The organism is Rhodospirillales bacterium RIFCSPLOWO2_02_FULL_58_16 (genome assembly GCA_001830425.1).
Classification (GTDB): domain Bacteria; phylum Pseudomonadota; class Alphaproteobacteria; order Rhodospirillales; family 2-02-FULL-58-16; genus 2-02-FULL-58-16.
Map to the genome: position 1 here is coordinate 1 of MIAA01000041.1, position 14,251 is coordinate 14,251.

Below are 14,251 nucleotides of genomic sequence, written 5' to 3' on the forward strand. Positions count from 1 at the left end.
CAGCCGAAAAAATACGATTTCTTGCAAATCCGACTACGTCAAATCGCTAAAACCACTCGGCAAATCAAGGGCGTTCGGAGTTTTTAACAGGGGACTAATCACCGAGACCATCAAAATACATCCAACGCTCATGTGGGGCGGCGCCGGCTGATCAAATGGTTATATTCGGCGTGGGGGCCAATCCAGAACCAGATCATTTCGTTTCCGGTCTTCGTGCCGAGAGCACGCCAATGAATGCCGATACGCACCGACCAGACATCCTCGCCCGCCGATGGCAGGGGCTTAAAGTGCAGGCCGGGATGGCGGGGATCGGTATCCCACACAGCGTAGGCGGCTTTCGCCTTGGCCTGAATTTGCTTGGGAAGCTGGTTAAAACACGCCCAGAAATCAGGCGTGGCGTACGAGATCATTTGTCTGCCGGAAAAACCAACGGCGTGGTTTCGCCCCGAGTGTGCTGCGCCTTGGCTTGTCTTGCCAATTCGGCGAGCTTGTTCTCGGATTTGGCGAGACTCTCATCCCATGCGCGCTCACTCTCCATCTCTTCCATCATCAGAGAGGCAAGGGTCTCCTGCTCGTCCTCGGGCAGACAAACAGCCTGGGCAATGGCGCGTTCGAGCATTTTGTTCATGGGCCGATCATATCGCAACAGACGCAAAACGTCGAGCCACAAGTTTTGCTCTCACTTGGACAAGACGGCAAAGGTATCATATGTTCGGCTGACCATGAAACGTATTCTCCACAGCCTTGTTCTGCTTGTCGCGTTGCCGGCGGCAGGAATCGCCCAGGCAAATGACGGGAGGATTCTCGAATTTGAAAGCCGCATTTCAATCAACGCCGACGCGACGGTAATAATCACCGAGACCATCAAGGCGTCCGGCTCAGGGCGCGGCATTCGCCGCGACTTCCCGGCGGCTTACAAGGATCACTTCGGAAACACGGTAAAGAGCGGCCTTCAAGTGCTGGAGGCGCTAAGGGACGGCAGGAGCGAAGACTACCGCATTGAGTCCACCGCCGACGGCAAACGAGTCTATCTGGGAGGAAAGGAGGATACGTTAAAGCCGGGCGTTTATGTCTACACCCTTAAATACGCCGCCGATCGCCTGATCAGCTACTCCGACGACTTCGACGAGCTTTACCGGAATATCACCGGCGATCAATGGGGCTTTGTTATAGAAAACGCCAGGGCGATAGTCGAACTGCCGCCCGGCGCCTATGTGGTTCAACAGGATGCCTTTACCGGCCGGGGAAACGCCAAGAATCAGAATGTTATGATCGGTGCCGACAGGCAGGGCAATGTCACCTTCGCCGCCGCCGGCCCACTTCAACCCGGCGAAGGAATGACCATCGCCGTCGCCTGGCCCAAGGGCATCGTCGCCGCTCCCGGCATAGGCCAAAAAGTCACACGGGCGCTGCGTGACAACAGCGCCATCCTTTTCGGGCTTGCCGGGTTGTTTTTTGTCTTTGCCTATTGCTTGTTAAGACGCGACAACTAATGAGGAAGCCCCAAGCCGGCTTCCGGCGAACAGGCAACGATAGCCGGATTGCTAACCGGAATGTTGACCTTCTTCGGTTCTTCCGGCGCTACGACGCCACGACCGGGCGAACAGAAGTTCATCAGCGTCTGTGCTATTTTTTCCATCAACTCCACCTCTTTTTCATCAACGAGGTCGGGAGACTGAACGATTTCATCGACAATGCTGACCAGGGTATTGCTCAAATAGGTAGCATAGACATAGTCGGTAAGGGCAATCCGCCGCGCCAGGTCCCTTGACACCCAATACAACCTGCCCAGCAGGTCTTCGGCAGAATTATCCTTTTTATCTCTGAGCTTGGGGACAATGCGTTCCATAAGCCAGTTAACCTGAAAGACATGCCGCTCCACTTTTTGTTTATTGACAATAGCCAAGGCCCTTTTTGAGGCGATCTGCATTTCTCTGACCCCGGCCTTGCTGCTGAAATTTATTTGCAGCGGATTGGGAACGTCAATTCTCGGGATTTGAAGGCCCTCGGTTGCCGGCCTGTTGCGACGGTCAGGCCCGATGTATTCGGTGGTTACGACAAATTTCTTGCGGGATTTAGTCAGGTTCAGGATGCGCTCTTTCAATTTTTCCGTCGTGAACGGCCTTAACAACACGTCGTCATTGCCGGCGTCAATGGCGGCTTTAGCCCGATCCATCTGAGAAATTATCGCCACGGCAACGACAAAGGGGCTGCTGCTGATTTCCTGGTGCCGCACCTGACGGATCAATTCGCCGAGGTCGCCTTCGGGCAGGGTGGACTCGCCGACGACAAGATGGACGTCCATCTCCATGAAAACGTCACGCGCCCCTCTCATGTTGCCGGTTTCGGTAATATTATTAAATCCCAGCGAAACCAAGGCCTCCTTTATCTCGGAGCGCACCTCCGCTCTCGGCTCAACCAGAAGAACATTCGCCATTTCGTAACTGACTTTAGCCAAGGCACCCCCCTCTTCACGTCCACGATCCATTAGCGTCCTACTGACAAGAACCTTACCATCGTAAAATAGCCCGCAAGTGTGACGGGGATCACAGTAGTTTGAATAATTATAAGTTTTTTAAGCCGTCGGCGGCCTGCTTGTCCGCCTCATCGTCACTGCTGAACCCCAGATGGTTCCAGGTTTCCTTCATGTGGACGGGTAGCGGCGCGACGACTTCCAGGACGCCGCCGTTCGGGTGAGGAATACATATGGAGCGGGCGTGCAGGTGGGGCTTGCCCGATGCTTCATCCCCGGCGAAAAAAGCCGCCGCCCCGCCGTACTTTCCATCGCCGAGAATGGGCGTTCCCAGCGCGGCGCAATGAGCGCGCAACTGGTGGGTTCTTCCGGTTAACGGCGCAAGGACCAGCCATGCCGCTTTTTTTCCTATATGTTCGACAACCCTGTACAGGGTTTCCGCCGCCTTACCTTCGCTTGACCCGGTCATCATCCGCTCGCCCTTGGCGCCCGATATCTTGGCCAACGGCAAGTTGATGCGGCCTTCCGGCGGGTGCGGCACGCCGACAACCGCTGCCCAATACAGCTTGCGCGCCGTTTTGGATTTAAAAGCGGCGGCCAGCTTGGCGGCGGAGGCGGCATTGCGGGCCAACAGCAATACGCCGGAGGTGTCTTTGTCCAGCCGATGCACCAGCCTCGGCCTTTCGTCAGAGCCGAAGCGCAAGGCGTCCAGCATGCCGTCCAGGTGACGCGCCGTCTTGGTTCCGCCCTGCACCGCCAGCCCCGGCGGCTTGTTAAGAACGATGACGTGATCGTCGCGATAAAGGACCATCGACCGCACCGCCCCGGCATCGGCAGCGCTGACTTTCATCGCCTTGTCCTGTCCGGGTTCCCCTTCGTCGGCGCTTAAGGGAGGCACGCGGATATGCTGGCCCGCCTCAAGCCTGAAGCCGGCCTTGATGCGTTTGCCGTCCACCCGAACCTGCCCGGTGCGCAGCAATTTTTGCAGACGACCGTGGGTCAGTTGCGGGAAATGCCGCTTGAACCAGCGGTCCAGCCGCAGGCCGGCGTCTGCTTCGGATATTTCTTCGGCTCTAACGTCGCTCATTGCGCGTCTCCCTCGCTCTCGATAGCGGCGGCGCGGGCGTCGTCAAAGGGCGAATCCGTCGTCTCCAGCGTTCGCTCGCCGGTAAAGGCGATGGCCAACGCCCCCAGCGGCGCGGTCAGCAGGATGCTGAAAACGGCGACCGCCAGAATGATCTCGCCGGGTCCGGTATCCATCCCCGCCGCCGCCATGACCAGCATCGCTCCGCCGCCGATGGCCGCCTGCACCGTCGCCTTGGGAATATAGGAAACCACCACGAACAGACGCTCTCCCCGGTTCAGGCCGCTACCGATGAGGCACAGCCGAACGCCGAGAGAGCGCGCCGCCAGACCGCCGGCAATCAGCGCCGCCGCCCCGATCATTCCCGCCTTCAGCGCCGCGTCGATATTGACCTGGGTGCCGACCAGGGTGAACAGCACGATCTCGGCGAAAACCCAAATCTTGCCGAATCTGACGGAAAGTTCGTGAGCCATATGTTCGTCTTTTTCAAGGATGATAAAGCCGATCGCCATGATCGCCGGCAAAGCGGCGAAAGGAACCCGCCCGGCGATCAGATGCTCGATATGCGCCAGGATCACCGACAGCGCCAGAATCACCAGCACCCGCTTGGTGGCGCGGGGATTAAAGCGGCTGAACAGATGAAACAGCGCCAGTCCCGCTATCAGCCCGACCCCGATACCCAGCGCAATGGCCATGGGGATGCCGGCCAGCTTCCAGGCGATATTGACGCTCTGCCCGGTGAGGATGCCGACAAGGGCGCTGTAAACAACGATGACAAAACCGTTGTCGAGAGCCGACGCCGCCAGCACCATCGTCGGGATGCCCTTGGCGGCGCCCATGCCGCGCCCGATGAAACCGATCATCATCGGCACCACCACCGCCGGCGACACCGCCGCCAGCACCGAGCCTAACACCGCCGACTCCATGGTGGTGAGTCCCAGCAACGGCGGCCCCAGCACGGTGACGGCGGCGCCTTCCATGAGCGCCGGGACGACGGACAGCAGCGCCACCCGGCCTCCCACCTTGTTCAGGGTCTTTTTGCTCAACTCGAACCCGGCTCTCAGCAAAATGACCACAAGGGCGAGCATGCGCAGGTCGCCCGACGCCGTCAGCAGCTCCGGATTTATCCGGTTCAGCAGGTGCGGCCCGAAGGCCGTTCCGAGCAGCAGCATGCCGATCACACCGGGAACGGACAGCTTGCGGAACGCCCAATCGACGATGATGCCGAAAATCAGCAGTTGGGCCAGATCGACGATCATTCTTTCCCCTTGTTCCTCAGCTTGTCCCAGTAGGCGATGCGCTTGGCGATCTCGCGTTCAAAGCCGCGATCCCTGGGCGTGTAAAAGCGGCGGCGCTCCATGCCGTCGGGGAAGTAGTTTTGGCCGGAAAACCCGTCCTCGACATCGTGATCATAAACATATCCGTCGCCGTAGCCGAGATTCTTCATCAGGCCGGTCGGGGCGTTGAGGATATGCTTGGGCGGCGACAGCGAGCCGGTTTCCCCGGCCGTCTTCATCGCCGCTTTCTCGGCTTTGTAGGCGGCGTTGGACTTGGGCGCGCAGCCCAGATAGACGATCAACTGCACCAGCGCCAATTCTCCCTCCGGCGAGCCTAAACGCTCGTAGGCTTCCCAGGCGGCAACGGCCTGGGGCAGCGCGTCCGGGTCGGCCAGTCCGACATCCTCGACGGCGAAACGCAGCAACCGGCGGGCGATATAGCGGGGGTCTTCGCCGCCGGCGATCATCCGCGCAAACCAGTACAGCGCGGCGTCGGTGTCGGAGCCGCGCAGCGACTTGTGGAGGGCGCTGATAAGATTGAAGTGTCCGTCTCGGGATTTGTCATACAGCGGCATGCGTTTTTGCACGGCGACGGTCAGGGCGGCGATGTCCAGCGCCGGCTCGGGCGGCAGGCTGAAAATATCCTCGGCCATGTTGAACAGATACCGCCCGTCGCCGTCAGCCATGGCGCGCAACGCCGCCCTGGCGTCGGCATTGACAGGCAGGCTCTTGCCGACCTCGGCCTCGGCGCGCCTGAGCAACGCCTCCAACGCCTCGTCGTCCAGACGGTTAAGCACCAAAACCTGACAGCGCGACAACAGCGCCGCGTTCAACTCGAACGACGGGTTCTCGGTGGTGGCGCCGACCAGAATCACCGTGCCGTCTTCGACGTAAGGCAGAAACCCGTCCTGCTGGGCGCGGTTGAAACGATGGATTTCGTCGATGAACAGCAAAGTTCCCAGCCCCATGCCGCGCCGCTTGCGCGCCGCCTCGAATACCTTGCGCAGATCGGCGACGCCGGAGAACACGGCGGACAACGGCTCAAAATGCAGATCGGTGCGCTCGGCCAGCAGGCGGGCGATGGTCGTCTTGCCCGACCCCGGCGGTCCCCACAGCAGGATCGAGGACACCCGTCCTGAAGCCGCCATGCGCCCCAACGGACCATCGGTCCCCAGCAGATGCTCCTGCCCCACCACCTCATCCAGCGCTTTCGGACGCAGGCGATCGGCCAGGGGGCGGGGAGCCTGGGATTCAAACAGCGTACTCACACGCAAACAAAGACACTCCCCGCCGACCTTTGCAAGTCCATTTACAACGGCAAGGCGCTTGAATTTATGGGCGAACGCTCCTGATTTATGTATTCTCGGAGCATGAATGAACAGGCGCCAAACCAATCGGGGGCCGTCGAGATTAAAATCGACGGGCTGGGCAAGTCGTTCGGCGCCAATCACGCCTTGCGGGGGATTGATCTGACTATTTACCGGGGCGACATCATCGCCGTTGTCGGCGGCTCGGGTTGCGGCAAGACGGTTTTATTGAATCATATTCTTGGGCTGCTGACGGCGGATCATGGGCGCGTGCTCGTCGCCGATCATGACTCCTCAGGCGAAGGGCTGGTTGACATTTCGCAACTCACCTCCAATCAGCTTGACCATATCTGCATGCATTGGGGCGTGGTTTTTCAGAAGAACGCCCTGTTCTCCGGGACGGTGTATGACAACATCGCCCTGTGGCTGAGCGAGGTGAGAAACCTTAACAGGCGCGAGATCAAGTCGATTGCCCGCTCGGTGTTGGTCTCGGTGGGCCTGGATTCAGGCGATGACTTCCTTGATCTTGACGTACACGACCTGTCCGGCGGCATGGCCAAACGTCTGGCGGTCGCCCGGGCGCTGGCGATGAAGCCCGCCGTCATCTTTTATGACGAACCGACCACCGGGCTGGACCCGACCACCTCCCTGCAAATACATGACCTTATTGTCGCCACCCACGCCGGCCGACCGGGCCGCACGACGGTAATCATCACCCACGACAAGGACCTGCTGATCCGCCTCAGGCCGCGCACGGTGATGATTCATCAGGGCCGGGTTTATTTTGACGGGTCGCTGGATGAATTCGAGAGGTCTGACTCCCCCTACATCCGCCCTTACTTCAATCTTATGCCCGCGCTGCAACAGGGGCAAAAAATACAGGGACCGGTATAAAAGTCCTACTTGGAGGTGGCGATAAAGACGCCGTTCCAGTCGGCGGGAGGCGGATTTTTCTCGTATTCGGCGATGCGTTCCTCATAGAGGTCATACAGGCCGCTGATCTTGAAATTACCCACCAGGCCCCGGCATAATTCAAGGCATTCGCGGGCATTGGTCCAATCCTGGGCGCGATAGCATTTAATCATCTTTTCGGTGGCGAACTTGAGCGCCTGGAATTCCTTTTGCCCGGCAACCGTCTCGTCGCCCATCAGCGCGAAAATATGAATCCCGGTCGTCTTGCCCTTGACCTGGATGAAGTCCAGTTCGATGGAGGCCATTTCGGGCGCACGGTCGCGGGTGGCGTTGCCGATAACGATATCGACGCCGTAGGACTTGGACTGGCCTTCAAGCCGCGACGCCAGATTCACGGTATCGCCCAGCACCGAATAGTCAAAACGCTGATCCGACCCCATGTTGCCGACCACGCATTCGCCGGAATTAAGGCCCGCGCCGACCTTGAGCGGAATATGCTTGCGGCCCTCCGCCTTGGCCTCCGCCTCCAGCCGGGTGTTGAGCGGCCCCATCGCCGCCAGCATGCCGAGCGCCGACAGGCAGCCGTTGCGGGCATGTTTGGCGTCGTCCAGCGGCGCGTTCCAGAACGCCATGATGCAGTCGCCCATATACTTGTCGACGGTTCCCTGATTGCTGAGAATGACGTTGGTCAGCGGCGTCAGCAGCTTATTGATCAAGGCGGTAAGGCCCACCGCGTCAAACTGCTCGGAAATGGTGGTGAAACCGCGCACGTCGCAGAACAGCAGGGTCATGTCGCGTTTGTCGCCGCCCAGCTTGAGTTGGCTGGGATCGCCGGCCACCTTCTCGACCATCGCCGGCGACAGATATTTGGAGAAGGCGTCGCGGGTCTGGCGGCGCTGGGCCTCTTCCCTGGCGTAGCTGGTGTAGGTCATCAGGATATAAAGGCCGAGAATGGAGATAATGGCGAAGCCGGCGTCAAACAGAATCCGCTTTTCGCTGAAAAAATACCAGGACGCGCCTGCGGCGCCGCTTGCCAGAACCAGAAGCAACATCAACGTCCACTTGGCGCCCAGCCGTGGCACCAGCCACACCATCAGCAAACCGCCGAAGACGATGAGGATCAACTCGGCGCCGTTGGTGAAGTTGGGCCTGGACAGGTATTGGCCGGTCAGCGCCGCCTCGATCAACTGGACATGGACTTCCACGCCGGGAATCACCGGATCAACCGGCGTCGCCCGGATATCCAGCAATCCCACCGCCGAGGTGCCGATAATGGTCATCTTGCCCTTGATCAACGCCGGGTCGGCGGTTCCGGCAAGGATTTCGCGGGCGGAAACATACTTGGCCTTGTCGCTTTTCGAGAAATAGGGCCAGACGCGCCCCTCTTTATCCGTGGGCAGGGATAATCCGTCAGGAGGAAAGGCCTTTTTTGACGCGACCTTGACATCCTTCACGCCGATGTCGCTGGCCTCAACGAGGATAGTCTGGCTCTGAAAGGCCAGACGCAACATCTCGACGGCAAGAGACGGATAAAGGTTGTCGTCATAATTGAAAAGTGTCGGCACCCGCCTGACGATGCCGTCCGGCTCCGGCACCAGCGAGAAAATGCCGTGACCGCCGGAGCGCGCCTTGGCCGCCGCTTCCTCGATCACCGGCACGTTGCGGACCAGGGACTTGAACCTGGGAAGAAAGTTATTGGGGCTTTTGCCTTTGACGGCGACCGACTTCTTCACCGGCGGCCCGGCCTTGATTTTTCTTTCCTCCCAATAGCCGGCCTGCCCCAGCACCACCCGGCTTTCCTTGATTACGTCGGCAAAGGCCTGATCGTTGCCTTTCAGCGAGCGCAATTTATCCCTGGTCTGATCGTCCAGCCCATAAACGGCGTCGGCGACATCGGACGGATTCATCCTGTCAGGCTCGGCAAAAACAATGTCGAAAGCGACGATGGCGGCGCCCATTTGCATCAGGTTGGCGACAAGCCGGGAGACAACATTGCGCGGCCACGGCCATTGCCCGATCTCGGCCAGGCTGTCCTCGTCAAGGTCGATGATGGTCACCGGCTTTTGCGCCGGCGGCGGAATCTCGCGGGGCTTCAGCTTCTGATAGAAATCAAACGTCTTGAGACGCAGGTAATCGACCGGATAGGGGTTGGAAACATACAGAAAAACGAACCCGGCGAGCAGGGCCAACGCCATCAGCCGGTCAACGCCGAAAGCCTTTCGCAGGAATTTGCCGATTCTAGCCATTACCAAAAGCCATTTCTAATCTCTTGTTACAGCCATGCCCGAATATCGCCTTGTTCAACACGCGCCCCGTGAGCACGAACGGTTTCTTTTCCTGCCAACCTAATCAACATATCCCCACGCATGAGGAGTTTCTCAGCCCCGATTTCGTCGAGGATGATTTTTGATTCCTGGCTTTTTTGAACTGTTAAGGCGATCCGGCTTGGCACATTTGTCCTAAGTATCCCTGTGAAAGTCTTTGCATCCGGGCGCTGGGTAGCAAGAACAAGGTGAATGCCAACAAATCTTGCTTTTTGAGCCAGCCGATCAAGAACTCCCTCCACTTCTGGCCGTTGCATCAGCAAGTCTGCCAACTCATCAATAACAACCACAATACTCGGTAGATCAGAGCCTTTCTTTTGAGCCTCACTGAGTTTCTTCACGCCAAGTTTCGCAAACTCTTTTTGCCTTCGCTCCATTTCGTTAATCAGCCCAGAGAGTGCCTCAGCACTATCGGCAACATCCTTTACTACACTCCCACCCCATAGATTCTTGCAGCTTTCATAGGCTGCAAATTCAACACCTCCTTTGGGATCGAGAAGAGCCAGTGAAACGTTTTTCCCTGATGAAAGAAGAGATAATAATATCGAATGGAGGCAAACACTCTTACCGCTACCCGTCGTTCCCGCCACAAAGAGATGCGGTGTTTCCGCCAAATCGAAGACAATCGGATTACCTAAAACATCTGTTCCGGGACTAACAGGCAATCCTCCCTCTGCTCCTTTGATCCAGCTTGGGATCATTGCTCCTTCAACGGGCTTCCACTCTCGCTCGGGACGTGGGACATCAAGAGCAATCCGTCTTACTCCAGACGTTGCCTGGAGAGTTACTGCCTGCTTGATGCCGATCTCAAACGGAATCTTATCAACCCCCTTCTTAAGGCGATCCAAGTCAGATGAACTCGCTAGATGAAGAACATATCTTGTGAGCCTTGGACCTTCCTTAATTTCGTCGATGGTTGCATTTACGCCAATTTCACCGAGTGCACGCCTTATCCGGTTATGAGTATCTTCCGGGCTTGTTGGCCCATCTACAGACCATTCGAAGAAAAGTTCCTGAAAGAGGTAATCATGGAAATCATTCCCTTCACGCCAAGACGCTTTTATCTCCCCCATCCCACGTTGGATATGACGCTGTAAAAGCTCAATAAATCTTGGCCTGTTGGAGAAAAGGTCCTCTTGATGATAGTTCGAGAGAAGCAACTTAAACGCATCCGTATAGTCTACGGCATCAGGATTTGCTGTATTTTCTCCAGTAAGCTGCTCCATATGAATTTCAAACCCGCGCTCTTTCGTTACCGGTTTAGACAATTCCTTATCGGGAAAACGCGGCAGTTGGAGGGAACGAGCTAAAGCTATTCGCGCGACAATCCAATGTGGAGCCATTGGGACGCCTAAACCTTTATCCTGAAGTGTGCGAATAAATTGCTCGTCAACAGAGGGAATATAGATTTTAGCCATTGATCACGGCCTCCCAACTAATGCTTTGATAATCCGTGCCGCTAATTTGAACCGGAGATGTGGTTTGTCCATCCGGATTATCAAGCCTGTAAACTCGATCAACTTGAGAAATTATTAATTCGAACTTGCGTTTATCAATCTCGGAATCCGTTGCCAAAATAAGCACTTGCTCAGCAGCGTTTGGATAATAATTTAACAATAGGTTTTCTTGGTTCTCACGATCAATCCGGGCTAATGGCGTATCGACAATGATAGGCAGAGATTTCCCTGATACATCCTTTAAAGCCCATAGCATTGCCGTAACAGCAAGCTGGCGCATTCCATGGGAAATAGTTGAGTGTCCAATTTGATTTCCGGAACGATCAAAAAACGTCAGATAAAAATCATTGTCTACTTTGATCTCATCAATTAATCGGTGGCCTGACATAAGACATTTGAAATGAGTATTGATTGTTTCTTCGATTTTTTTACGTTTCGCTTCACGCCTTTGGCGGCGATATTCCTCAAATGATTTCTTCAATCCAATTGCAATGCTCAGCCGTTTACCTGCTTTCCCTGCGTCACAAACTTGGCGTTCAAGCTCCTTGATATGTTTCTCAATATCCTGAATTTCATCAGTCTTCAGTTGACGATGTTCGTTCTTGCCGGATATTTCCGCTTCCAATTTCCCAATTTGCTGATGAACGTCCGCAGATTCTGTCTCTAGCTGCTTATACTGTCCAGCAGCTTCCGATGAGCCATACTGAGATTCCCTCCGCTCTGCTCTCTTGTCCTCTAGCTGCATCTTTTTACGGCTAATTTCCTTTAGTTGACGTGCTCGTTCTTCCCTAATTGCTTTAATGCTGTTGTTAATCCCCAAAAACTGATCAAGGAGGCTGCGGGATCGAATCAAATCTAGGCCTTCAATGATGCTGTCAGTATCCTCATCATGTAACCCAAACGTATCCAGAATACTCTTGAGCTTGTTTTGGAAAAAACGCTTTTGATCATCTGACAGGTTTGTACGTGGCTGTGGAGGTTCGTCAAAAAGACGGCTTGGAAGCACCTCATATAAAGTTGTAAGGGTTGATTCAGCAGCTTTGCTTTTTTGATCAACTAAGGAACGTAGGGGATCCAAACAAGCCCGAACAAGGCCGGGGTTTGCCAGCAGAGGTGCATCTGCCGCAAGCGCATATGCCAAACGGTCTTGTTCTCGCTGGAGTTCAGATTCCAGCTCCGAAATTTGCCGGTCCAAGCTTGCTGTATCAAAAAGGCTACCACTTTTCCGTAGTGAGTCCATTTTGTGATAAATAGATTCGGCTGTCTCCTTCAATTCATCCCTTTGCGATATAAGGCTGGTGGCCTTTTTGTTTATGGCCTCTATAAGTTTTTCATGGGTCTCAAGATCTCCCTCTTTAGCGGCAATCTTCGCCTGAACTTCTTCAGGCAATTCCTCTCTGCGCCATGCTTTAATCAGACCATCAAGTTCTCCCTCAACGCCATTGATAAAACTAAGGCTAAGCAGTCTCTCCATTGCATCAGCCCGATGGATATCGGATGCCTCCGCAAGGTGCCTTATCTCTTCTCCATCAAAGAAAAAAAATGGCACAAGTTCTCTCGGCAAAATTTCATCTAGACGTGTTTCTGCTGCCTCACCTGCGAAAGTTCGTCCATCAACTTCTACCTCAAGAGTTTCATTCTCAAGGCCGAAACTGTCTCCTTCCAGGTTCCAACTGCGTTGAGCAATAAACTCAACTTTTTCCGGCGGACCAATTTCTATGCGAACAGAACAAGTCGTTTCGTCCTCTCTGCGCGCTTGACTGTTCATAATACCTGACCACCGGGAATCTTCATCGCCAAGCACATACGTGCCCCGCGTCATTCCTCCACGTAACCCTTTATCATCAGAACCCAGAAATAATAGTTTTATGGCATTGAGTAAGCTTGTCTTGCCAAAGCCATTTCGCCCCAAGACAAGAACCAGTCGCCTCTTGTCCGGTTTGGATTGAACGAGATCAAACGTTTTCTCGCCTTTATAAGAAAGGATATTGTTAAGGACTATTCGATGAAAAATCATTTCGCATTAGCCTCGCAAGACTCAGCAACCTTAATTAGGTCCTCCAGTTGGCGACGCAGTTCCGGCCTAGCCCCCCATCGATCAAGATTTGAATACTGAGGCTCAAGCTCAAGAATCTTTCCAACAAGATCAGGGGGTAGCCCCCTTCCAGCAGCAATGTCTTCCAGCATTGAGACCGCATCTTCATCAAGGGACATCTTTACGTTTCCTTCGATCTGGCGATTAAATCCAGCCGCAATCGAAAAGGCTTGCTCTTTTAGATCAAATTCAGACGACCAAACACTTTGAATGTACCCGATCTCTGCGTCGCTTATAAGTCGTACCCCAACCTTGGCTTCCGCATCAAGTAGCTGTTTGAGTATCTCTACTCTAGCCAATGGTGTAAATGGCCCTGGCCCCACAGTGCCATCTCTTCGCCTCTTCATTCGGACACTTTCTTGCTCCCTAAATACCTTTAACCAATTCCGGAAGTCAGCTAAGGGACGCATCCATTCTTCACCAGCCTCAATAAATCCTTCCATGCTCCGGTCAAATTTTACGACCGTGCACACCCAACATCCAAAACGACTCCCGCCGCAAGATGGAGTGTTTAAATCCATAACAACTGGACACTCGCCTCCCACTGCCTTGCGATAAAGAGTTAACATTTGATTGTGGGATCGTTCCCACGGGGGTGGATTATTTTCATAAAGATATTCCCACACATCTTCATTCCCCCAAGTCGATATGGGGGTTAATACGAAAGCATTAGGGATCTCATGATGGGTATTCAGGTTGCGAAAATTAGTTTGCCGAGCATCCATCCTCTGCTTTCGACTCGAACTCTCCGCCGTTCTTGACCCCAACAAAAGAATAACGCTTCCGTGCTCAGCTACAATTTTATCAATTTCGCGTCTGCTAGGTTTGATTTTCATATTGGTTGTGCACCAACGAAACCAGCGGGTAGGAGGTGGATAGCCACGGCCAATCAATTTAGCCCAAAATGTTTCGGATAGCTTTGGCCTCACTAGATGACAAGTAACCGGCAAGCCCCGTTCGAGAGCATTTGTATGGATTGCGTCCATGACATCTTCAACGTAGCCCACTACGTTTGGTGCTTCGACCTGTGTATCAGAAGAAATCACATAAACAGGCTTACGCGCCTGACCCCCAAGGTCCATCAGGACTTCAAATACAAGCTGTAAAACTAGCGTTGAATCTTTCCCCCCTGAATAAGCAATGACCCAAGGCCGACCATCCGCTAAATAGGCCTCATAGAGCGCATCTTTAGTAGCAATGCTAAGCTGTTGCTCTGCGTCTATTTTTTCCGCAAGCTTGGACATTTTTTCCTGTAAATAAGGTTGGGCTGTACAAAAATAGTACTTACCTGATTGCTCCGTTCCTGCGAGCGGCGGGGGGGG

At 54.8% G+C, this 14,251-nt stretch carries 12 protein-coding genes; 2 read left to right on the top strand and 10 right to left on the bottom strand.

The window, feature by feature from the left end:
* Nucleotides 1-128: 128 nt before the first annotated feature.
* Both A3H92_06765 and A3H92_06770 read right to left on the bottom strand, forming a co-directional pair.
* A complete protein-coding gene (locus tag A3H92_06765) occupies nt 129-410 on the bottom strand; it encodes a hypothetical protein (GenBank protein OHC73885.1) in 282 nt (93 codons plus the stop codon).
* Nucleotides 407-628, bottom strand: coding sequence for a hypothetical protein (locus A3H92_06770; GenBank protein OHC73886.1), 222 nt, complete (start codon nt 626-628; stop codon nt 407-409). Before A3H92_06770 ends, A3H92_06765 begins: the two co-directional genes overlap by 4 nt.
* A gap of 55 nt (nt 629-683) precedes the next feature.
* Here A3H92_06770 and A3H92_06775 point away from each other — a divergent pair, with 55 nt between their 5' ends.
* Entirely contained in the window at nt 684-1,493 is an 810-nt protein-coding gene (locus A3H92_06775; GenBank protein OHC73887.1) for a hypothetical protein, read from the top strand.
* On the opposite strand, the gene A3H92_06780 is transcribed toward A3H92_06775, so the two are convergent.
* The 4 genes from A3H92_06780 to A3H92_06795 form a co-directional block, all read right to left on the bottom strand.
* Complete coding sequence (locus A3H92_06780) at nt 1,490-2,437, bottom strand: hypothetical protein (protein ID OHC73888.1); 948 nt, start codon at nt 2,435-2,437, stop codon at nt 1,490-1,492. The two genes, A3H92_06775 and A3H92_06780, sit on opposite strands and share 4 nt — an antisense overlap.
* A 127-nt stretch (nt 2,438-2,564) precedes the next feature.
* Entirely contained in the window at nt 2,565-3,560 is a 996-nt protein-coding gene (locus tag A3H92_06785; protein ID OHC73889.1) for an RNA pseudouridine synthase, read from the bottom strand.
* Nucleotides 3,557-4,816: a potassium transporter gene (locus A3H92_06790; protein OHC73890.1), complete on the bottom strand. Its 1,260-nt coding sequence runs from the start codon at nt 4,814-4,816 to the stop codon at nt 3,557-3,559. The genes A3H92_06785 and A3H92_06790 overlap by 4 nt, the downstream gene beginning before the upstream one ends.
* Entirely contained in the window at nt 4,813-6,102 is a 1,290-nt protein-coding gene (locus tag A3H92_06795) for an AAA family ATPase (protein ID OHC73901.1), read from the bottom strand. The genes A3H92_06790 and A3H92_06795 overlap by 4 nt, the downstream gene beginning before the upstream one ends.
* A 102-nt stretch (nt 6,103-6,204) precedes the next feature.
* Between A3H92_06795 and A3H92_06800 the strand changes: the two genes are divergently transcribed.
* Nucleotides 6,205-7,035, top strand: coding sequence for an ABC transporter (locus A3H92_06800; protein OHC73891.1), 831 nt, complete (start codon nt 6,205-6,207; stop codon nt 7,033-7,035).
* A 5-nt stretch (nt 7,036-7,040) separates the two neighbouring features.
* Here the strand turns inward: A3H92_06800 and A3H92_06805 are convergent, their stop codons facing one another.
* Genes A3H92_06805 through A3H92_06820 form a run of 4 tightly spaced genes read right to left on the bottom strand, consistent with a single transcriptional unit; the run spans nt 7,041 to nt 14,173 of the window.
* Nucleotides 7,041-9,299, bottom strand: coding sequence for an adenylate cyclase (locus A3H92_06805; GenBank protein OHC73902.1), 2,259 nt, complete (start codon nt 9,297-9,299; stop codon nt 7,041-7,043).
* Between the two features lie 26 nt (nt 9,300-9,325).
* Entirely contained in the window at nt 9,326-10,795 is a 1,470-nt protein-coding gene (locus tag A3H92_06810) for a hypothetical protein (protein OHC73892.1), read from the bottom strand.
* Entirely contained in the window at nt 10,788-12,851 is a 2,064-nt protein-coding gene (locus A3H92_06815; protein ID OHC73893.1) for a DNA sulfur modification protein DndD, read from the bottom strand. Before A3H92_06815 ends, A3H92_06810 begins: the two co-directional genes overlap by 8 nt.
* Complete coding sequence (locus tag A3H92_06820; GenBank protein OHC73894.1) at nt 12,848-14,173, bottom strand: phosphoadenosine phosphosulfate reductase; 1,326 nt, start codon at nt 14,171-14,173, stop codon at nt 12,848-12,850. The genes A3H92_06815 and A3H92_06820 overlap by 4 nt, the downstream gene beginning before the upstream one ends.
* Between the last annotated feature and the right edge of the window lie 78 nt (nt 14,174-14,251).

Excerpts from the sequence above, each read along its gene's own strand:
- A3H92_06765 (OHC73885.1), bottom strand. The coding sequence starts at position 410 with ATGATCTCGTACGCCACGCCTGATTTCTGGGCGTGTTTTAACCAGCTT.
- A3H92_06770 (OHC73886.1), bottom strand. The coding sequence starts at position 628 with ATGAACAAAATGCTCGAACGCGCCATTGCCCAGGCTGTTTGTCTGCCC.
- A3H92_06780 (OHC73888.1), bottom strand. The coding sequence starts at position 2,437 with ATGGCGAATGTTCTTCTGGTTGAGCCGAGAGCGGAGGTGCGCTCCGAG.
- A3H92_06785 (OHC73889.1), bottom strand. The coding sequence starts at position 3,560 with ATGAGCGACGTTAGAGCCGAAGAAATATCCGAAGCAGACGCCGGCCTG.
- A3H92_06790 (OHC73890.1), bottom strand. The coding sequence starts at position 4,816 with ATGATCGTCGATCTGGCCCAACTGCTGATTTTCGGCATCATCGTCGAT.
- A3H92_06800 (OHC73891.1), top strand. The coding sequence starts at position 6,205 with ATGAATGAACAGGCGCCAAACCAATCGGGGGCCGTCGAGATTAAAATC.
- A3H92_06805 (OHC73902.1), bottom strand. The coding sequence starts at position 9,299 with ATGGCTAGAATCGGCAAATTCCTGCGAAAGGCTTTCGGCGTTGACCGG.
- A3H92_06810 (OHC73892.1), bottom strand. The coding sequence starts at position 10,795 with ATGGCTAAAATCTATATTCCCTCTGTTGACGAGCAATTTATTCGCACA.
- A3H92_06815 (OHC73893.1), bottom strand. The coding sequence starts at position 12,851 with ATGATTTTTCATCGAATAGTCCTTAACAATATCCTTTCTTATAAAGGC.
- A3H92_06820 (OHC73894.1), bottom strand. The coding sequence starts at position 14,173 with ATGTCCAAGCTTGCGGAAAAAATAGACGCAGAGCAACAGCTTAGCATT.